The organism is Candidatus Andeanibacterium sp. (assembly GCF_057143545.1).
This window is the reverse complement of sequence record NZ_DBNHSF010000059.1, coordinates 1-19,255: the sequence shown is the minus strand read 5'-3', so window position 1 is coordinate 19,255 and position 19,255 is coordinate 1. Positions and strand designations below refer to the sequence as shown.

The following is a 19,255-nucleotide window of genomic DNA, read 5'->3' as shown; positions in this document are numbered from 1 at the left end:
CCGTCCGCGATCATGCGTGAGATTAACGCATCGATCCCGTTCGACAAGGCCCTGTGGCGGCAGGACATCGCCGCATCGAAGGCGCATGTCGCGATGCTCGGCGCGCAGGGGATCGTATCGGCGGAGGATGCGCAGGCGATTGCCGACGGCCTCGACCGGGTCGCCAGCGAATACGAGGCCAATGGCGTGCCCGAGGATTGGGACCTCGAAGACATCCACATGACCACCGAAAGCCGGCTGGCGGAACTGGTCGGGCCGGTCGCCGGTCGCCTCCACACCGCGCGCAGCCGCAACGACCAGGTGGCGACTGATTTCCGCCTGTGGGTGCGCGATGCGATCGACCAGGCCGATGCCGGGCTGGAAGCGCTGCAACGGGCGCTGGTCGCGCGGGCGGGCGAGCATGCCGCCAGCATCATGCCCGGCTTCACCCATCTCCAGATCGCCCAGCCGGTGACGCTCGGCCATCATTTGCTGGCCTATTACGAGATGGCGCGGCGCGATCGCTCGCGCCTGGCCGATGCGCGGGCGCGGCTCAATGAATGTCCGCTCGGCTCGGCGGCGCTGGCGGGTACCGGCTTTGCGATCGACCGCAATGCGACGGCCAGCGCGCTCGGCTTCGACAAGCCCACGGATAACTCGCTCGATGCGGTGTCGGACCGCGATTTCGCGCTCGATTATTTGATGGCGGCAGCGCAGTGCTCGCTCCACCTCTCGCGGCTGGCGGAGGAGTTCATCCTGTGGGCGAGCCAGCCCTTCGGCTTCGTGCGCCTGCCCGATGCGCTCAGCACCGGCAGCTCGATCATGCCGCAGAAGAAGAACCCCGACGCGGCCGAACTGGTGCGCGGCCATGCCGGGCGGATCGTCGGCTGCGCCACCGCGCTGATGGTGACGATGAAGGGCCTCCCGCTGGCCTATTCGAAGGACATGCAGGACGACAAGCCGCCGGTGTTCGAAGCCGCCGGATTGCTGGCGCTGTCGATCGCGGCGATGACCGGGATGGTCGCCGACGCCGCCTTCAACACCGGGCGGATGCGGCAGGCGGCCGAGCTCGGCTACGCCACCGCCACCGACCTCGCCGACTGGCTGGTGCGCGAAGCCGATATTCCCTTCCGCGAGGCGCATCACATCACCGGCGCGGCGGTCAGGCTGGCCGAGAGCAAGGGCGTGGCGCTCGATGCGCTTTCGCTCGACGAGTTCAAGGCGATCGACGAGCGGATCGGCGAGGGCGTATTCGCGGCGCTTTCGGTCGACGCCTCGGTCGCCGCGCGGACCAGCCATGGCGGAACCGCGCCCGACGAGGTAAGGAAACGTGTGGCCGAAGCCCGGGCCGCACTGGGAATGGATTGATGCGCAAGCTTTCTGCCCTTGTTCTTGCCGGAATGCTCAGCGCCTGCGCGCAGACCGCCGAATTGCGCCCGGCGGAGGGCGATACGCTCCCGGTCGCGCCGTTCGGGAGGGAAGACCAGCCCGAACCCGACGAGCTGCTGGCGCTCGATCCGCAGGCAGCCCCCGAACGTAGCGTCGAATTGCGCCGCCGCTCCGAGGAACGCGAAGACGATCCGTTCGACCTGCCGCCTGAAGAATAGACCATGGACCATTTTCACCTGAAGGACGGCGAACTTTACGCCGAGGATGTGCCGCTGGCGCGGATCGCCGAGGAAGTCGGCACCCCGGTCTATGTCTATTCGCGCGCCACGCTCGAGCGGCATGCCCAGGTGTTTCGCGACGGCCTCGAGCCGGTGGCGCGGGAATCCGGGCGCGAACCGCTGATCGCCTTCGCGGTGAAGGCCAACCCCAACCTCGCCGTGCTCAAGGTGCTCGCCAACCAGGGCTATGGCGCGGATGTCGTATCGGGCGGGGAACTGATCCGGGCGCTGGCGGCCGGGATGCCGGCGGACAAGATCGTGTTCTCGGGCGTCGGCAAGACCAGGGCAGAGCTGCGGCTGGGGCTCGAAAAGCGCATTGGCCAGTTCAACGTGGAATCGCGCGAGGAGGGGCGCGAACTGGCCGCGCTCGCCACCGAGCTTGGCCTGACGGCGCAGGCGTGCTTGCGGATCAATCCCGACGTCGATGCGAAGACGCACGAGAAGATCTCGACCGGGAAGGCCGAGAACAAGTTCGGCATCCCGCTGGTCCATGCGCGCGAGGCCTATGGCGAACTGGCCGCGCTCGAAGGGCTGAACCTGCGCGGCGTGGCGGTCCATATCGGCAGCCAGCTGCTCGATCTCGAACCGCTCGAAACCGCCTTCGCCAAGGTCGGCGCGCTGGTCGCGGACCTGCGGACCGCAGGGCACACCATCACCCATGTCGATCTCGGCGGCGGGCTGGGCGTACCCTACAAGGCGGGGGATGATCCTCCCTCGCCCGCCGATTATGGCGCGATGGTCGCGCGCGCGACCAGCGGCGGGGACGTCCAGTTGGCGTTCGAACCGGGCCGGGTGATCGCCGGCAATGCCGGGGTGCTGCTGACGCGGGTGATTCGGGTCAAGCGCGGCGGCAACGGGCCACCGTTCGTGATCGTCGATGCAGCAATGAACGACCTTGCCCGTCCGGCAATGTATGGCGCGTGGCACGATTTCGAAGCGGTGACGCCGAGCGGCGAGCGGATGACTGCCAATATCGTCGGCCCGATCTGCGAGACCGGCGATACCTTCGCGCGCGACCGGGAATGCGATGCGCTCACCTCGGGCGAACTGGCGGTCTTCCGCACCGCCGGGGCCTATGGCGCGACCATGGCGTCGAGTTACAATTCGCGCGGTTTCGTGCCCGAAGTGCTGGTCTCGGGCGCGCAATGGGCGGTGGTCGCCGACCGGATCCCGGCCGATGCGATCATGGATGCCGAGCGCGTCCCCGATTTTCTGAGCGACTGATGCGCTCACTCCCGCTCTTCCATCGCATCGCCGGAAAGACGGTGATCGTTCTGGGGGAAGGGCCGCTGGCCGAACCCAAGAAGCGGCTGGTCGAGCGCGCGGGCGGCGTGGTCGTCGGCGAGGACGATAGCGAGGCGCGGCTGGCCTTCGTCGCGCTGGAGGAGCCCGAGGAAGCGGTGGCGCGGCTCAAGGCGCGCGGGGTGCTGGTCAATGTCGTCGACCGGCCCGAACTGTGCGATTTCACCACGCCGAGCATTCTCGAGCGCGATCCGGTGCTGGTTGCGGTGGGGACCTCGGGTGCGTCGGCGGGGCTGGCAAAGCATCTCAGATTGCGGCTCGAGGCTTTGCTTCCACACTCGCTTGGCACGTTGGCGACGAGGCTCGAATCAATGCGCGATGCGTTGAAGCAGCGACTTCCCAATCCCACAGACCGGCGGCAGGCGCTCGACCGCGCGCTCGGCAGCGGCGGCATGCTCGACCCGCTCGATCCGCACGCGCCCGACCGGATCGGGGAGTGGCTGGAAGGCGCGGAGGCCGGCGATGGCAGCCGTCGCGCGATCCTCCTCCTGACCAGCGACGATCCCGGCGACTTGACCCTGCGTCAGGCAGGGCTGCTCGGTGCGGCCGATGCGGTCCTGCATGAGCCGGGAATTCCCGCTGCGATCCTCGCCCAGGCGCGGGCCGATGCTGCGAGGTTTGTCCTCCCCTTCGAAGGCGAGTTGCCGAAGGGCCTGACGGTCGAGCTCCGCCGCGGGTGAGGCGCGTCACCTGATCCCGCCTGCCTAAAATGCCCCGCCCGCCAGCGCATCGATCGCGCCCTGCAGTATGACCGCCGCCGCGTGGCTGTCGATCCTTTCGGCGCGCTTCCCCCGGCTCAAATCCTGCGCAAGCATGTCGCGTTCGGCGCTGGCGGTCGACCAGCGTTCGTCCCACAGCAGGATCGGCAGGCCCAGCCCCACATCTCCCTGGGCGAGGTTCCGGGCGTAGGCCCGGCTCGCCTGCGCGCGCGGACCTTCGCTGCCGTCCATGTTGAGCGGCAGGCCGATGACGATGCCTTTGACTTTTCGCTCGGCGACCAGCGCTTCGAGCCTGGCCTTATCTGCAGCGAATTTGCCGCGCGGCAGGGTCTTGCCCGCGCTGGAAATGCTCCAGCCGGCATCGCAGAACGCCGTGCCGATCGTTTTGGTGCCGAGATCGAGTGCCAGCAGCGCACCACCCCCGGGCAAGGCCGCTCGGAATTCCGCCGTCCGGTCAGTAATCGTCGCGGCGCCAGTCAACCGAAGTCATTCCAGGGCAAGATCGGTCTCGAACCGTTTATCGACCGCGTTCTGTTCGGCGCGGCGTTCGAGGGCGACCTTGATCATCGCCACCAGCGGATCGGCCAGCGCGAGGCCAAGGATGCCGAACAGGATCCCCATGATCAGCTGGGCGGCGAGCACCAGCGCCGGGGCGAGGTCGACCGTCTTGCGGGCGATCAGCGGGATCAGCACGTAGCCGTCGATCGTCTGGACCGAGAAATAGACGAAGATCGTATAGAGGCCCATCGAGACCCCGCCGGAAAAGCCGACCAGCACCATCAGCACGCCCGAGATGACCGCGCCGATATTGGGAATGAAGGCGAGCAGGCCGGTCAGCAGGCCGAGCAGCACCGCCATCGGTACCGGCACCCCGTCGTTGAACAGCGCATAGCCGGCCAGCATCAGCCAGGTGAATACGCCTTCCACGACCATGCCGAACAGCCGTCCGGCCAGCAGATGCCGCATCTGCTGGCCCATTCGCGATGCCGTTTCGTAGAAATCGGCGCGGCGGTTGTCGGGCAGCATCCAGGCGACGCCGCGCTCGTACAGCCGCGGTTCGAGCGCGAAATAGATGCCCAGGATCGCGATGAAGATCATGCTGGTGATCCCGCCGAGGATGCCCGTGAGCGCGCGGGTTACCGTGCCCACGCCGCTCGCCAGCTGGTTGGCGAGGCTCTCGGCATTGGTCGCCTCGATCGCGAGGCCGTTGGCCCTCGCCCAGTCGAGCAGCTTGTTCGCCTGCTCCTGGATCAGGCTGGGAAACTCCGCGGCCTCGACCGCGATTGTGTTCCCCGCATAGGATACGGTCCAGGCGAGGAAGATTATTCCCGCGAAAATGACGATCGTGACGCGCCAGGTCCGCCCGATCTTGAGATAGCGGCCCAATACGCGAGCCCCGCCATCGATCATCGCGGCGAACACGGCGCCGGCGAAGATCACCAGCAACGGGCGGGCGAGCAGCACGCACAGCGCGACGAAGCCGATCACCAGCGCCCAGACCAGCGCCTTCTTGGCTTCGGCGGCCATCAGCGGATCGCGGAAACGCGCCGGGCTTGAGCCCATATGGGCGATCTCTTCGTCGTCTTCCGCGCTCATGGCCTATTCCCCCTCGTTCGCCCCCTCGACGATTGTCGGCCGCAGGCTAGTCCCCGCGCGCCCGCTGCGAAAGGCCGAAATCCATGTCGCGGGATTGAGCGACATCGATCCGTCGAGCGAGAAGGTGATGAATTCGGCCCGGCCGCCGACGCTGGAGAGCGGTACGGGTCCGCCAAGGCCGCTCTGGAAGACCTCCGCCCGGCTGTCGGCCGAATGGTCGCGGTTGTCGCCCATCAGGAACACATGCCCGTCGGGAATCGTGATTTCGGGATAATTGTCGAGCGGCTGGCTGGTATGGTCGATGATCAGGAAGCTCGCGCCGTTGGGATATGTCTCGCGATAGGTTTCGAGCTCGCACACCTCTGCCCCCGAAGGCAAGCGAACCCTCGCACCGGGATAATCACAGGGCGCGTTGCCATCGACCGGGATTCGAACAGGAGGCTCGAATGTACGCGGAATCTCCTTGCCGTTGAGCCAGATGCGCCCGTCGACCACCGCGATCCGGTCACCCGGCAAGCCGACCACGCGCTTGATATAATCCTCGGCCTTGTCGGGCGGGACGGCGATCACGATGTCGCCATAGGCCGGGGTCTTGCTGGCGATCTTCCACTCGCTGCGCGGCAGGATGTGGAACGGGAAGGAGGTCGAGACCCACGACCAGCCATAGGGATATTTGCTGACCACCAGCCGGTCGCCCTTGAGCAGGCTGGGCATCATCGATTCGGACGGAATGTAGAATGGCTTGGCCACCAGCGTGTGGAACAGCATCACCGCCAGCAGCATCAGCGCCAGGCCGCGGATCTCGGCGATCCAGTTGACCTTTTCCTTGGGCTTTTTCCCGTCAGTGGCTTTGTTACCTTCCACCGGTGTGTCGCCACTTGCGGCTTCGCTTGCCATTGATTCGCTCTCGCCTTCCATTGTCACAGCCTGCGCGCCTCGATCACCACGAAGGCCTGTGCCCATGGGTGGTCGTCGGTGAGCGTCAGATGAATTACCGCCTCGTGGCCCTCGGGCGTCAATTCGTCGAGGACGATCCTTGCGCCGCCAGCGAGCGCCAGGGTCGGCGCGCCCGAGGGGGCATTGATCACCCCGATATCCTTCATGAACACGCCGCGCTTGAAGCCGGTGCCGACCGCCTTGGAGAAGGCCTCCTTGGCGGCGAAGCGCTTGGCATAGGTGCCCGCGCGGGTGAACGGGCGGCGGGCGGCCTTGGCGCGTTCGATTTCGGTGAACACGCGCAGCTCGAAGCGTTCGCCCCAGCGGAGGAGCGAAGCCTCGATCCGCTCGATATTGCAGAGATCGGATCCCATCCCGATGATCATGACGGCTCCCCCAAGCCGTCACCCCGGACTTGATCCGGGGTCCAGCTCCCTTTCGAGCGCCGCCTCCAAAAAGCGGGACCCCGGCTCGGGGGCCGGGGTGACGACGGAGGGTAACGGGTCGTCATCGCGCCTCATCCATCAATTGGCGCATCCGCCGCACGGATGCCTCCAGCCCGACGAAGATCGCCTCGCCGACAAGGTAGTGCCCGATATTGAGCTCGGCCAGTTGCGGGATCGCGGCGATCGGCTGGACATTCTCATAGGTCAGGCCGTGCCCGGCATGGGGCTCGATCCCGTTCTTCACCGCCAGCGCGGCCATCTCGGCAATCCGCGTCAATTCCGTCTCCACCCGGTCACCCGTAGCATGGGCATATTCGCCGGTGTGGAATTCGACCACCGGGGCGTTGAGGCGCAAGGCCGCTTCGACCTGCCGGGGATTGGCTTCGATGAACAGGCTCACCCGGATACCCGCGTCGAGCAGGCGCGAGACGATCGGCGCGAGCTGGTTGTGCAGCCCGGCCGCGTCGAGCCCGCCCTCGGTGGTCCGCTCCTCGCGCTTTTCGGGAACGATGCAGGCGGCATGCGGCCTGTGCCTGAGCGCGATGGCCAGCATTTCCTCGGTCGCCGCCATTTCGAGATTGAGCGGCAGGTCGGTCGCGTCCTGGATCCGCTTCAAATCGTCGTCGCGGATATGCCGCCGGTCCTCGCGCAGATGCGCGGTGATCCCGTCGCCGCCGACCGCGGCGACGATCTCGGCCGCGCGCACGGGATCGGGATGATCGCCGCCGCGCGCGTTGCGGATCGTTGCGACGTGATCGATGTTCACGCCCAGTCTGAGCTTGTGCGAAGCCACGGCCGACGCTCAGTCCCTGCGGCTGCCGGGCTTCTCGACCGGGATCGCTGCCAGTTCCGGCGGGAGTTCGTCCTCGGCATAGGTCGGGATTGCCAGCTGGACCAGCGGGAAGAACGGCACGTCGAATGTGACTTCGCCGCCCGACCGGTCGACCAGCGCGGCCGCGGCAATCACTTCGCCGCCGGCAGCCTCGATCGCCTTCATCGCTTCGTGCGAGGACAGCCCGGTCGTCACCACGTCCTCGACCATCAGCACCTTCTCGCCCGGCTTGAGCGCGAATCCCCGGCGGAACTCGAACACGCCTTCGGGCCGCTCGACGAACAACGCTTCCCGGTCCAGAGCCCGCCCGACCTCGTGGCCGATGATCACCCCGCCCATCGCCGGGGAGACGACCTTGTCGATCTTCTGGCGCAATTCGCGCGGGATCTTCTGGACCAGCGCGATCGCCAGCTTCGAAGCGCGCATCGGGTCCATCAGCACCCGGGCGCATTGCAGGTAATGCGAGCTGTGGCGCCCCGACGAGAGCTTGAAATGGCCCTCGAGCAGGGCCTCGCTGGCGCGGAACTCGTGGAGTACCTCGTCTTCGGTCATTGGAGTCTCGATTTATCCCTGTTTCTGCGAACGATTTGCACCTACGGCCCGCCTGCGACCGGGCTGAACAATTTTCTCCCTAGAAGCGCTTGAGGCGGGGGGCAAGCGCGCGTATAGGCCCCGCAAACCTGCCCTCTTCGGGGGCGCCAACGGGCCTTGCCGGCCCCATTTCGAGAGCGGAAAGCGTCGGACAGATGAATTTTGGCGAGATGTTTCGCAGCGCAAGGGACAGGATTTCGGCCCTTGTCCTGGGTCTTTCAATGGCAGTGATTCCCACATTTGCAGTGGCCCAGGAAGCCGAAACGGCGGATGCGACGGCTGCGGCGGCCGTGGAATCGCCGGCTGTCGAAGGCGCCGAGACGGCCGTCGAAGCCGCCAGCGCCTATACCCCGCTCGGCCCCGAGATGATCAAGGGCGCGCCGGAGCCGGGCGCGATCTGGTTCCAGCCCCAGCACAACGAAATGGGCCAGCAGGCCCTGCGGATGAACGACTTGGTGCTCACCCCGATCATCACTGCAATCAGCCTGCTGGTGCTGTTCCTGCTGATCTGGGTCATCGCGCGCTACAACAAGCGCGCCAACCCCACGCCGTCGCGCACCAGCCACAACACCACGCTGGAAGTCCTGTGGACCGGGATCCCGATCCTGATCCTGGTCGGCATCGCGGTGCCATCGGTGAACCTGCTGTTGAAACAGTTCGAGCCGGCTCCCGAAGAAGCGCTGACGATCAAGACCAATGGCTACCAGTGGTACTGGGGCTATGAATATGTCGACAATGGCGGGTTCGAAGTGATCTCGAACATGCTGCCCGAGGAAGAGGCCGAGGCGCGCGGCGAACCCCCGCAACTGGCGGTCGACAACCGGATGGTCGTCCCCGTGGGCGTGCCGATCCGGATCCAGACCTATGGCGCCGACGTGATCCATTCCTTCGCCGTGCCCTCGCTGTGGTTCAAGCTCGATGCCGTGCCCGGCCAGATCAACGAGAAAGTGCTGCAGATCGACGAGGTCGGCATCTATTACGGCCAGTGTTCGGAACTGTGCGGCGCCCGCCACGGCTACATGCCGATCGCGGTCGAAGCCGTGCCGATGGAACAATTCGAAGCCTGGGTGCTCTCGCAGGGCGGGACGCTGGGCGGAGACGCAGCCGTCGAGGCGGCCCCGGCTGAAGCGGGCGATGCCGAAGCCGTCGCCACCCAAGAAACCGCCAGCGAAGCCTGAGCGCGACAGAGAATTAGGAAGAAGGTCCAGATTTAGCCATGGCCACCACCGCCGATACCTTCCAGGCTCATTCCGAAGAGCACCACGACGCCGACCACAAGCCGGGCTTCTTCGCCCGCTGGTTCATGTCCACCAACCACAAGGACATCGGCACGCTCTACCTGGTGTTCGCGATCTTCGCCGGGATCATCGGCGGCGCTTTCTCGGGCTTGATGCGCTGGGAACTCGCCGAGCCGGGCATCCAGCATCTTGGCTGGATCGCCGAGCTGTTCGGCACCGAGAATCCGACCTTCGACCAGTCGCTGCACCTGTGGAACGTGCTGATCACCGCGCACGGGCTGATCATGGTGTTCTTCATGGTCATGCCGGCCATCATCGGCGGGTTCGGCAACTGGTTCGTGCCCTTGATGATCGGCGCGCCGGACATGGCCTTCCCGCGGATGAACAATCTGTCGTTCTGGCTGACCTTCGCCGGCTTCTGCTCGCTGATGGCGTCGGCCTTCGTGCCCGGCGGCACCGGCCAGGGCGCGGGCGTCGGCTGGACGGTCTATGCCCCGCTCTCGACTTCGGGCTCGGTCGGCCCGGCGATGGATTTCGCGATCTTCTCGCTCCACCTCGCGGGCGCGGGCTCGATCCTCGGGGCGATCAATTTCATCACCACCATCTTCAACATGCGCGCGCCGGGCATGACGCTGCACAAGATGCCGCTGTTCGTGTGGTCGGTGCTGGTCACCGCCTTCCTGCTGCTGCTGGCGCTGCCGGTGCTCGCCGCTGCGATCACCATGTTGCTGACCGACCGCAATTTCGGCACGACCTTCTTCAACGCGGCCGGCGGGGGCGACCCGGTGCTCTACCAGCACCTGTTCTGGTTCTTCGGCCATCCCGAAGTCTACATCATGATCCTGCCGGGCTTCGGCATTATCAGCCAGGTGGTCTCGACCTTCAGCCGCAAGCCGGTGTTCGGCTATCTCGGCATGGCCTATGCGATGGTCGCGATCGGCGTGGTCGGCTTCATCGTCTGGGCGCACCACATGTACACTGTCGGCCTCGACGTGAACACCAAGCTCTATTTCACCCTCGCGACGATGGTGATCGCGGTGCCCACCGGCATCAAGATCTTCAGCTGGATCGCGACGATGTGGGGCGGCAGCCTCGAATTCAAGTCGCCGCTGGTGTGGGCGATGGGCTTCATTTTCCTGTTCACCGTCGGCGGGGTGACCGGCGTCGTGCTCGCCAATGGCGGGATCGACGACAACCTCCACGACACCTATTACGTGGTGGCGCATTTCCACTACGTGCTTTCGCTCGGCGCGGTGACCGCGCTGTTCTGCGGGTTCTATTACTGGTTCCCGAAGATGAGCGGGCGAATGCACAGCGAATTCCTCGCGCATCTCCACTTCTGGGTGTTCTTCGTCGGCGTGAACACGATCTTCTTCCCGCAGCATTTCCTCGGGATGCAGGGCATGCCGCGGCGCTATCCGGACTACACCCCGGCCTACGAGCTGTGGAACTACGTCTCCTCGATCGGCTACCTGATCCTGCTGGTCTCGATGGCGATCTGGCTGGTCAACGTGATCTATGCCTTCACCATGGGCAAGAAGGCCGAAGGCAATTACTGGGGCGAAGGCGCGACCACGCTCGAATGGACGCTGTCGAGCCCGCCGCCGTTCCATCAGTTCGAAACGCTGCCGGTGATCGAGGACAAGGATCACCACTAGGCGCGTCGCCCCGGAGGGGCGGCTCCACAATTCCCCCTCCCCATACGGGAGGGGTTAGGGGAGGGACCCACCCCTTCCCAACAGGTATGATCAATGGCTGAACAGCCCTCCCCCGTCCCCTCCCTTGGTAGGGAGGGGAGCTTGATGGCCCCGGCAGCGGCCGGGGCAGTTCCTTTGCCGGCCGAATGGCGCGATTTCTTCGCGCTGACCAAGCCGCGGGTAATGAGCCTGGTGGTCTTCACCGGGCTGTGCGGCCTGTTGGCCGCGCCGGGCGGGATCAACCCGGTGCTGGGCTTCACCGCAGTGTTGTGCATCGCGATGGGCGCGGGCGGGGCAGGGGCGCTCAACCAGTGGTGGGAAGCCGATCTCGACGCCGGAATGAAGCGCACCTCGGGCCGGCCGCTGCCGATGGGCAAGATGGACCGCGAAAGCGCGCGCGATTTCGGAGTCGGACTGTCGGCGGCAGCGGTGCTGATCATGGGATTGGCGGTGCACTGGCTGGCGGCGGCGATCCTGCTCGTCTCGATCGTCTATTACGCGGTGATCTACACGATCTGGCTCAAGCCACGCACGCCGCAGAACATCGTCATCGGAGGCGGGGCGGGGGCCTTTCCGCCGCTGATCGGCTGGGTCGCGGTGACGGGCGAGATCACGCTGATGCCTGTGCTGCTGTTCGCGATCATCTTCTTCTGGACCCCGCCGCATTTCTGGGCGCTCGCGCTGTTCGTGAAGAGCGATTACGCCAAGGTCGGGATCCCGATGATGCCGGTGGTCGCAGGCGAGAAGGCCACCCGGCTGCAGATTCTCGCCTATTGCGTGATGCTGGTGCCGCTCTCGGCGACGCCGTGGTTCATCGGCGGGACCGGGCCGGTCTACGGCATCGCAGCTCTGGCGCTGTCGCTGGCCTTCCTGCTGCTCTCGCTGCCGGTCGCATTCCGCTCGCCCGAGGGCGATGGGGATCGCAACAGGCCCGAGAAGCGCCTGTTCGGGTTCTCGGTCATCTACCTCTTCGCTTTGTTTGCCGCGCTGGTTGCGGATCGCATTCTGATTGTGCAGGGAGTCCTGTCATGACCAAGCGCTTCACGCCCGAGGAAGAGGCCGAGTTCCGCCGCCGCCGCAAGGGTCGCAACATCGCGCTTGCCCTGATCCTGGCCGGCTTTGCGGTGCTGTTCTTCTTCATCACCATCGTCCAGTTCGGCGGGCAGCAGGGATGAGCGCGCTCAGCCTCGAACAGCGCAATGTGCGCGTGGGGCTGCTCGCCTTCGGGCTGGCGGTGGCGATGTTGGGCCTGGGCTATGCCGCGGTCCCGCTCTACCGCCTGTTCTGCCAGGTCACCGGCTTTGGCGGCACGACCCAGGTGGCAAGCGCGGCCGAGGCCGCGTCTGTCAGGCCCATGGGCGAGACGATCTCGATCCGCTTCGACAGCAATACCGCAGCCGGCATGCCGTGGGAATTCCATCCCGAAAAGCGCACCATGACCGTCCGGATCGGCGAGCGCAATCTCGCCTTCTATGTCGCGAAGAACCTTTCGGACGAGCCTGTCACCGGGCAGGCCAGCTACACGGTCGAGCCCGAATATACCGGCATCCACTTCAACAAGATCCAGTGCTTCTGCTTCACCCAACAGACGCTCCAGCCGGGCGAGGAAGTACGCATGCCGGTACAGTTCTATGTCGACCCGGCGATCCTCGGGGACGAGAACGGCAAGGCCGTCGAACAGATCACCTTGAGCTATACGTTCTACAAGCTTGAGGAACCATCGAGCTAACCACTAGACCATCCGCCTGCGGGGCATTAAGGGGCGCTACGAGCACCGATTTGGGCACCGTTTCGGGCGCAAGCGCAAACAGACCAGGAAGCATTCATGGCCGGCAAGACCAACCACGATTACCATATCCTCCCGCCCGATATCTGGCCGGTGATCGGCGCCCTTTCGGGGCTGACCTTCACCACCGGGATGGTGCTGTTCATGCACGAGATGGCGATGGCGCATCTGGTCCTGGGAATCGCCATCGCGGGGCTGATCGCAACCTTCTTCAGCTGGTGGTCGAATGTCGTGAAGGAAGCCCATGAAGGCTATCACACGCCGGTGGTGCAGCTGCATTTGCGCTACGGCATGATCCTGTTCATCGCCTCCGAAGTGATGTTCTTCGTCGGCTGGTTCTGGGCGTGGTTCGATTTCGCGCTGTTTCCCAATGTCCTGACCGAGGTGGTCGGCGGGCAATTCCCGCCCAAGGCGGTCGAGGCGGTGATGGATCCGTTCGACCTGCCGCTCTTGAACACGCTGATCCTGCTGTGTTCGGGCACCACCGTGACCTGGGCGCATCATTCGCTGATCCATGGCGACCGCGAGGGCCTCAAGAAGGGGTTGTGGCTGACGATCATCCTTGGCGTGCTGTTCACCAGCATCCAGGCCTATGAATATGCCCATGCGCCGTTCGGCTTCGGCGGCAACACCTATGGCTCGGCCTTCTACATGGCGACCGGGTTCCACGGCTTCCACGTGCTGGTCGGCACGATCTTCCTGATCGTCTGCCTGGTGCGCGCCTATAAGGGCCACTTCACCCCCAAGCAGCATTTCGGCTTCGAAGCGGCCGCCTGGTACTGGCACTTCGTCGACGTCGTGTGGCTGTTCCTGTTCGTCGTCGTCTATATATGGGGCGGCTGGGGCGCGCCGATCCACTGATGTCGGATTGGGCGCTTGCGCAGTTCAATCTCGCGCGGCTGCTCAAGCCCGAGGGCGATCCGAGCGTACAGGAATTTTTCGACAATATCGACCGGATCAATGCGCTCGCTGATGCTGCGGACGGTTTCGTCTGGCGCCTGGTCGAAGAGCCGGGCGAGATCGCGGTTCCGGCGGATCCCTTGCTGAAGACCAACCTGACGGTGTGGCGCGATGTGGATGCGCTGTTCGAATTCACCTATCGCACCGCGCATACGCAAATCATGGCCAAGCGCAGGCAGTGGTTCGAACGAACCGACAGTGCCTATATGGCGCTATGGTGGATCGAGGATGGACGACGACCGACCGTCGAGGAGGGCTTGGCGAAGTTGTGGCTGATCGATCGGTTTGGCCCGACCGTTCATGCGTTCGGATTCAAGTCAGTCTTTCCGGCGCCCGACAAGGCCGGCTCCCCGGCCGATCATCACACGGATCTACGGTGTGTCGGAAACATCTGAGCCGTCGATCGCCAGCGCCGCGCTGAAAGGCCTATGCCCGCAATGCGGCGCGAAGACGCTGTTCGAAGGGTTGGCGAGTTTTGCGCCGAGCTGCGGGAAATGCGGCCTCGATTTCTCCAAATTCAATGTCGGTGACGGTCCGGCGGCGTTCCTGACGCTGGTGATCGGCTTGGTGATCGTGCTCCTCGCTCTGCGGGTCGAGTTCAGTTTCCATCCGCCGTTCTGGGTGCATGCCTTGTTGTGGGTGCCTCTCACAGGCGCAGCGGTACTGTGGGGGCTGCGCGTCAGCAAGGCCTGGCTTCTGCAATCCGAATATTGGCGCAAGGCCAAGGAAGCGACCGGCAAGGATGTGGGGAAGGACGCGGAATGACCCGCAAGCTGCCGTTGATCCCGACGATCATCGTACTGGCCGCTGTCGGGATGATGGTCGGGCTGGGCGTGTGGCAGCTCCAGCGGGCCGAATGGAAGAATGCGCTATTGGAGCAGTATGCGGTTGCCGCCGACGCAGGACCAGTCGAATGGCCTCGCACTTCGCAAGACGTCGAGGCGGCGCTCTATCGTAACGCCTCGATAGATTGCGACCGTGTGATTGCTCTGGACGGGGTTTCGGGACGAAATGCCGAGGGCGAAGCAGGATGGGCGGAAATCGCCCGCTGTATATTCAACGATGGGAGCGAAGCCGACATCGTGCTTGGCTGGTCGTCCGAGCCAAGCAGCGTCGAGTGGACGGGCGGAGAAGTGTCCGGGGTTATCGGACCCGGTCGAAATGGCGAGGCCCGGCTTGTTGCCGAACCGCCCCTGGCAGGCCTCGAGCCCAATGCGACGCCCGATCCGTCGGACCTTCCCAACAACCACCTTAGCTATGCGATCCAGTGGTTCTTTTTCGCGCTCACCGCGCTGGCGATCTACGCCCTGGCGCTGAGGAAGCGATGGAAGGGAGAGCCCTAGCGCGGCGTCAGCGTGATGTGGCGCAGCACGTCGATTTCGCGCCCGGCGAACGCCCCGGTGAAGTGCAGCAGTCCGAATCCCAGTTCCCTTGAAGGGAAGTTCATCACCACTTCCATCCGCATCGCCCCGACTCCGGGCACCGGATAATCGAGCGCGCCGACGAAGCCGGGCATCTCTTCCCACGGGCATGGCAGAAGTTCGGAGACATCGACCGTCGCATCCCGGTTGCTGTTGCGGATCGGCACAGTGAACTCGTCGGGCAGGATCGATCCCAGCTCCTGCGGTTCCATCCGCATTTCCTGGTCGCCCGAGCCCTTGAAGAACAGGGCGCCGCCGTCGAGATATTCGAGTTCGACCTTCTCGGTTGGCTCGTCGGAGAGGAAAACCGATTCCCCGCCATAGCTGCCGCCGCCCTTGCGGTTGGTGATCAGCCATTTACCGGCCAGCGGTTCGGCGGTCGAGCTGGCGATCATGCCGCACAAATCGCCGGGGATTTCGACCTCCTGCGCCAGCGTGGGCGCCGAATTTGCGGCAAGTGCAATCGAAATGACCAGGCATTGCAAACGCATGGGCATTCTCCCGAATCGTCTGGACTGGCCGAACCCTAGCACGGGTTGCCCTCGGGTCGGCAAGTATCGGCCCAATCTCCGTCTTGCTTGCTTCGGGCGACCTGCGCGGCTAACCGCCGCCCACCATGGACTATGTCTCCACCCGCGGCAGCGCCCAAGACCAACATGGGCCGCTCAGCTTCGAAGGCGTCACGCTGGCCGGACTGGCGAGCGACGGAGGGCTGTACCTGCCGTCTGAATGGCCGCGTTTCAGCGAGGCGGAGATCGCCGCATTGGCGGGCCTGCCCTATGCCGAACTGGCGGTGCGGGTGATGCAGCCGTTCGTCGGCGAGAGCCTTACCGAAGAGCGACTGCGCGAGCTGTGCGAAGGCGCCTATGGCCGGTTCGCGCATGAAGCGGTGACTCCGTTGCTCCAGCTCGACGAGCGGCTCTGGCTGCTGGAGCTGTTCCACGGGCCGACGCTGGCGTTCAAGGATGTCGCGCTGCAATTGCTCGGGCGGCTGTTCGAGGAATTCCTGTCGCGTTCCAACGACCGGCTGACAATCGTCGGGGCGACCAGCGGCGACACCGGCTCGGCCGCGATCGACGCTGTCGCCGGGCGCGAGCGGGTCGATATCTTCATGCTCCATCCCAAGGGCCGGGTGAGCGAAGTCCAGCGCCGCCAGATGACCACCGTGATGGCCCCCAACGTCTACAACATCGCGATCGAAGGCAGCTTCGACGACGCCCAGGCGATGGTGAAACGGATGTTCGGCGATCCGGCGCTGACCGGGCGCTTCAATATCGGCGCGGTCAATTCGATCAACTGGGCGCGGCTGATGGCGCAGGTGGTCTATTACTTCGCCAGTGCGCTCCAGCTCGGCGCGCCGCACCGCAAGATCGCGTTCTCGGTCCCGACCGGCAATTTCGGCGATGTCTTTGCCGGCTATGTCGCGGCGCGGATGGGCTTGCCCGTAGAACAATTGATCGTCGCGACCAATGTCAACGACATCCTCCACCGGGCACTGTCTTCGGGCGACTATTCCGCGGGCACCGTAACTCCGACCGCCGCCCCGTCGATGGATATCCAGGTCAGCTCCAATTTCGAGCGGCTGCTGTTCGATTGCGGCGGGCGCGACGGCAAGGCACTGGCCGAGCAGATGCGTGGCTTCGAGGCATCGAAGGCGATGCAGCTCACCAATGCCCAGCGAGAGGGCGCGGCGGGCCTGTTCACCAGTGCCCGCGCCGATGCGGGCGACATGCAGCGCGCGATGCAATGGGCGGCGGATCGCTGTGGAGAGATCATCGATCCGCACACCGCGATCGGGCTGCACGCGGCGCGCCAGTCCGGGCTCGATCCCGCGATCCCGATCGTCACGCTGGCGACGGCCCATCCGGCCAAATTCCCCGACGCGGTCGAACGCGCGACCGGGACCAGGCCCGCGCTGCCCGCGCGGGTCGGCGATCTGTTCGAGCGCGAAGAGCGCTATGTCGAGCTGCCCGGCGATTATGAAGCCGTCGCCGCCTATGTCGCGGAGCACGCCACGCCCAATGGCTGAACTGGCGCTCCAGCCGATCCTGATAGAGGGCCGGGGCTGGGCCGATTACGGGCTGGTCGACAGCGGCCATGGCCGCAAGCTCGAGCGTTATGGGGATTACCGATTCATCCGCCCCGAGCCGCAGGCGATGTGGTCGCCGCGTTTGGGGGATTGGGATGCTCACGGCGAATTCGTCCCCGGCTCGGACGAGGATGGCGGCGGGCGCTGGCAATTCGCGCGGGATGTTCCGGATGGCGGCTGGCCGCTCGCCTGGCACGACGTCCGCTTCACCGCCCACTGCACGCCGTTCCGCCATCTCGGCTTTTTCCCCGACATGGCCCCGGTGTGGGAGTGGATGCGCGGGCAGCTGGCCGGGATGCAAGACGCGCAAACGCTCAACCTGTTCGGCTATACCGGGGTCGGGACGCTCGCCCTGTCGCAATGTGGCCCGGTGACCCATGTCGATGCCTCGAAGAAGTCGGTCGCGCAGGCGAAGGACAATGCCGAACTGGCCGGGATGGCCGATCGCCCGATCCGCTGGCTCATCGACGACGCCGCCAAATTCGCCGCGCGCGAAGTCCGGCGCGGGAAGCGCTATGACGGGATCATCCTCGATCCGCCCAAATTCGGGCGCGGGCCGGAGGGCGAGGTCTGGCGGCTCGAAGAAGGCCTGCCCGGCCTGATCGGCGATTGCTGCAAGCTGCTCGATAGCGAAAGCCGCTTCCTGTTTCTCACCGTCTATGCCGTGCGCATGTCTTCGCTGGCGCTGGCCGGCCTGCTGGCGGAGCATTTCATCGCGGTTCCCGGCACGATCGAGCATGGCGAACTTGCCGTGCGCGAGGAAGGCGCGGATGGCCGACTGCTGCCGACCGCGATTTTCGCGCGCTGGAAGAACTGATCTCCTCCCCCTTGATGGGGGAGGGATACGAAGGCTTGTCGGCTTGCCGACTAGCCATAGTTGGGTGGGGGTGAGTTGACATATTCCGGCGACGTCACCCCCATCCAAGCTTCGCTAGCTCCTGACGGAGCAAGCTGCGCTATCCTTCCCCGATCGAGGGGGAAGGACGGCAATGCTGGACTTCGCAGGGATTGTAAGTAGGGCAAAGGGAATGGCCGACAGCCTCTATCTTGAAGTTGCCGATTTCGAGCATGACGTGCTCACCGGGATCTATTCGGAGGAGACCGGCAAGCCCCAGCCGCTGCGCTTCACGATCAGGGCCAGGCTCAGGCCAGCCGAGCATTACAATCAAGACACCCATCTCGATGCCAGCCTCAATTACATGGACCTCAAATTCGCGGCCTCCGAAGCGCTTGGCACCTCCACCCATTTCAAGCTGATCGAAGCGGTCGCCGAACATGTCTGCGACACGCTGTTCCTGCGCGACGAGCGGATCGAGGAGGTTTCGGTCAAGATCGTCAAGCTGGCGCTGAGCGACAAGGGAGAGAACATCGGCATAACCCTCACGAGGCAACGGCGGTGACCAAAGGCCGCCTCGTTCGGGCGACCGGACTGCCCGATGGCCCGCTCGATGCAGCGGCTGCATTTCACGAGCGGATCCTTCCGGACATCCGCGGGGACCTTGACGGAGTCGAGCACATTGTCGTCGTCTTCGATGCTGCCGATCACGCCCACGAGGATTGGCGACTTGCGGCGATTCGCGGGCTGGCCCGCGATGCGGCACCCTGCAGAGTGAATGGTGTCGTCGGGTTGCTCGATGCGTCGCAGGCCATGGCGGAGTCGATCCGGTTCCTGGACGATTCGCCCGGTATTACCGGCCAGCTGTTCGCTTTGGATGGCATCGGCGCGGGAAATCCGGCAAACTGATGCTATATGGCAAGCGTGAGCACCTCCAACGCCCCCCTGGTCGACGGCTTCAACCGGCGGATCACCTATCTGCGCCTGTCGGTGACCGATCGCTGCGATTTGCGCTGCAGCTATTGCATGCCCGAGCAGATGACCTTCCTGCCGCGCAAGGATGTCCTCAGCCTCGAGGAGCTGCACAAGCTCGCGCTCGGCTTCATCGACCGCGGGATCAACAAGATCCGCCTGACCGGTGGCGAGCCGCTGGTCCGGCGC

At 65.1% G+C, this 19,255-nt stretch carries 25 protein-coding genes; 18 read left to right on the top strand and 7 right to left on the bottom strand.

Annotation, left to right across the window (positions count from 1 at the left end):
• The 4 genes from argH to AC16XC_RS04050 form a co-directional block, all read left to right on the top strand.
• Positions 1-1,347 (top strand): argininosuccinate lyase (argH, locus tag AC16XC_RS04065; RefSeq protein ID WP_484033363.1); only part of this gene is annotated, 1,347 nt, incomplete at its 5' end.
• Complete coding sequence (locus AC16XC_RS04060) at positions 1,347-1,586, top strand: hypothetical protein (protein ID WP_484033362.1); 240 nt, start codon at positions 1,347-1,349, stop codon at positions 1,584-1,586. The genes argH and AC16XC_RS04060, both read left to right, overlap by 1 nt.
• Before the next feature lie 3 nt (positions 1,587-1,589).
• On the top strand, positions 1,590-2,870 hold the full coding sequence (gene lysA, locus AC16XC_RS04055; protein WP_484033361.1) for a diaminopimelate decarboxylase: 1,281 nt from the start codon (positions 1,590-1,592) through the stop codon (positions 2,868-2,870).
• The gene (locus AC16XC_RS04050; protein WP_484033360.1) at positions 2,870-3,628 is read left to right on the top strand and encodes a precorrin-2 dehydrogenase/sirohydrochlorin ferrochelatase family protein; all 759 of its coding nucleotides are present in this window, start codon (positions 2,870-2,872) and stop codon (positions 3,626-3,628) included. The genes lysA and AC16XC_RS04050 overlap by 1 nt, the downstream gene beginning before the upstream one ends.
• A 24-nt stretch (positions 3,629-3,652) precedes the next feature.
• On the opposite strand, the gene ruvX is transcribed toward AC16XC_RS04050, so the two are convergent.
• The 6 genes from ruvX to pyrE form a co-directional block, all read right to left on the bottom strand.
• Positions 3,653-4,147: a Holliday junction resolvase RuvX gene (ruvX, locus tag AC16XC_RS04045; RefSeq protein ID WP_484033359.1), complete on the bottom strand. Its 495-nt coding sequence runs from the start codon at positions 4,145-4,147 to the stop codon at positions 3,653-3,655.
• 6 nt (positions 4,148-4,153) lie between these two features.
• On the bottom strand, positions 4,154-5,263 hold the full coding sequence (locus tag AC16XC_RS04040) for an AI-2E family transporter (protein WP_484033358.1): 1,110 nt from the start codon (positions 5,261-5,263) through the stop codon (positions 4,154-4,156).
• Positions 5,264-5,266: 3 nt separating this feature from the next.
• Positions 5,267-6,160: a signal peptidase I gene (gene lepB, locus AC16XC_RS04035; RefSeq protein ID WP_484033357.1), complete on the bottom strand. Its 894-nt coding sequence runs from the start codon at positions 6,158-6,160 to the stop codon at positions 5,267-5,269.
• Positions 6,161-6,183: 23 nt separating this feature from the next.
• Positions 6,184-6,585, bottom strand: coding sequence for a holo-ACP synthase (acpS, locus tag AC16XC_RS04030; protein WP_484033356.1), 402 nt, complete (start codon positions 6,583-6,585; stop codon positions 6,184-6,186).
• 121 nt (positions 6,586-6,706) lie between these two features.
• Positions 6,707-7,438 carry a pyridoxine 5'-phosphate synthase gene (locus AC16XC_RS04025; RefSeq protein ID WP_484033355.1) on the bottom strand — a complete coding sequence of 244 codons (732 nt, stop codon included), beginning with the start codon at positions 7,436-7,438 and terminating at the stop codon, positions 6,707-6,709.
• Positions 7,439-7,447: 9 nt separating this feature from the next.
• The gene (pyrE, locus tag AC16XC_RS04020; RefSeq protein ID WP_484033354.1) at positions 7,448-8,029 is read right to left on the bottom strand and encodes an orotate phosphoribosyltransferase; all 582 of its coding nucleotides are present in this window, start codon (positions 8,027-8,029) and stop codon (positions 7,448-7,450) included.
• 260 nt (positions 8,030-8,289) lie between these two features.
• On the opposite strand from pyrE, the gene coxB reads away from it, so the two are divergent.
• The 9 genes from coxB (at position 8,290) to AC16XC_RS03975 (ending at position 15,092) form a co-directional block, all read left to right on the top strand.
• Positions 8,290-9,246 (top strand): cytochrome c oxidase subunit II, encoded by a 957-nt coding sequence (gene coxB, locus AC16XC_RS04015; protein WP_484033353.1) that lies wholly within the window; start codon positions 8,290-8,292, stop codon positions 9,244-9,246.
• 38 nt (positions 9,247-9,284) lie between these two features.
• Positions 9,285-10,964: a cytochrome c oxidase subunit I gene (gene ctaD / locus AC16XC_RS04010; RefSeq protein ID WP_484033352.1), complete on the top strand. Its 1,680-nt coding sequence runs from the start codon at positions 9,285-9,287 to the stop codon at positions 10,962-10,964.
• 144 nt (positions 10,965-11,108) lie between these two features.
• On the top strand, positions 11,109-12,035 hold the full coding sequence (locus AC16XC_RS04005) for a heme o synthase (RefSeq protein WP_484033351.1): 927 nt from the start codon (positions 11,109-11,111) through the stop codon (positions 12,033-12,035).
• On the top strand, positions 12,032-12,178 hold the full coding sequence (locus AC16XC_RS04000) for a hypothetical protein (protein ID WP_484033350.1): 147 nt from the start codon (positions 12,032-12,034) through the stop codon (positions 12,176-12,178). The genes AC16XC_RS04005 and AC16XC_RS04000 overlap by 4 nt, the downstream gene beginning before the upstream one ends.
• Positions 12,175-12,732 carry a cytochrome c oxidase assembly protein gene (locus AC16XC_RS03995; protein WP_484033349.1) on the top strand — a complete coding sequence of 186 codons (558 nt, stop codon included), beginning with the start codon at positions 12,175-12,177 and terminating at the stop codon, positions 12,730-12,732. Before AC16XC_RS04000 ends, AC16XC_RS03995 begins: the two co-directional genes overlap by 4 nt.
• Positions 12,733-12,828: 96 nt before the next feature.
• Entirely contained in the window at positions 12,829-13,650 is an 822-nt protein-coding gene (locus AC16XC_RS03990) for a cytochrome c oxidase subunit 3 (RefSeq protein WP_484033348.1), read from the top strand.
• On the top strand, positions 13,650-14,144 hold the full coding sequence (locus AC16XC_RS03985) for a DUF3291 domain-containing protein (protein WP_484033347.1): 495 nt from the start codon (positions 13,650-13,652) through the stop codon (positions 14,142-14,144). The genes AC16XC_RS03990 and AC16XC_RS03985 overlap by 1 nt, the downstream gene beginning before the upstream one ends.
• Positions 14,128-14,514 carry a DUF983 domain-containing protein gene (locus tag AC16XC_RS03980; RefSeq protein ID WP_484033346.1) on the top strand — a complete coding sequence of 129 codons (387 nt, stop codon included), beginning with the start codon at positions 14,128-14,130 and terminating at the stop codon, positions 14,512-14,514. The genes AC16XC_RS03985 and AC16XC_RS03980 overlap by 17 nt, the downstream gene beginning before the upstream one ends.
• Positions 14,511-15,092, top strand: a complete 582-nt coding sequence (locus tag AC16XC_RS03975; protein ID WP_484033345.1) for an SURF1 family protein — start codon at positions 14,511-14,513, stop codon at positions 15,090-15,092. The genes AC16XC_RS03980 and AC16XC_RS03975 overlap by 4 nt, the downstream gene beginning before the upstream one ends.
• Here the strand turns inward: AC16XC_RS03975 and AC16XC_RS03970 are convergent.
• The gene (locus AC16XC_RS03970; protein ID WP_484033344.1) at positions 15,089-15,661 is read right to left on the bottom strand and encodes a hypothetical protein; all 573 of its coding nucleotides are present in this window, start codon (positions 15,659-15,661) and stop codon (positions 15,089-15,091) included. The two genes, AC16XC_RS03975 and AC16XC_RS03970, sit on opposite strands and share 4 nt — an antisense overlap.
• Before the next feature lie 125 nt (positions 15,662-15,786).
• Between AC16XC_RS03970 and thrC the strand changes: the two genes are divergently transcribed.
• The 5 genes from thrC to AC16XC_RS03945 all read left to right on the top strand — a co-directional run.
• The gene (thrC, locus tag AC16XC_RS03965; RefSeq protein WP_484033343.1) at positions 15,787-17,199 is read left to right on the top strand and encodes a threonine synthase; all 1,413 of its coding nucleotides are present in this window, start codon (positions 15,787-15,789) and stop codon (positions 17,197-17,199) included.
• Positions 17,192-18,076 carry an RsmD family RNA methyltransferase gene (locus tag AC16XC_RS03960; protein ID WP_484033342.1) on the top strand — a complete coding sequence of 295 codons (885 nt, stop codon included), beginning with the start codon at positions 17,192-17,194 and terminating at the stop codon, positions 18,074-18,076. The genes thrC and AC16XC_RS03960 overlap by 8 nt, the downstream gene beginning before the upstream one ends.
• Positions 18,077-18,287: 211 nt before the next feature.
• Positions 18,288-18,659 (top strand): dihydroneopterin aldolase, encoded by a 372-nt coding sequence (locus AC16XC_RS03955; RefSeq protein WP_484033341.1) that lies wholly within the window; start codon positions 18,288-18,290, stop codon positions 18,657-18,659.
• Positions 18,656-19,003: a Rossmann fold domain-containing protein gene (locus AC16XC_RS03950; protein WP_484033340.1), complete on the top strand. Its 348-nt coding sequence runs from the start codon at positions 18,656-18,658 to the stop codon at positions 19,001-19,003. The genes AC16XC_RS03955 and AC16XC_RS03950 overlap by 4 nt, the downstream gene beginning before the upstream one ends.
• 6 nt (positions 19,004-19,009) lie before the next feature.
• On the top strand, positions 19,010-19,255 hold a 246-nt coding region (locus AC16XC_RS03945), incomplete at its 3' end, for a radical SAM protein (RefSeq protein ID WP_484033339.1).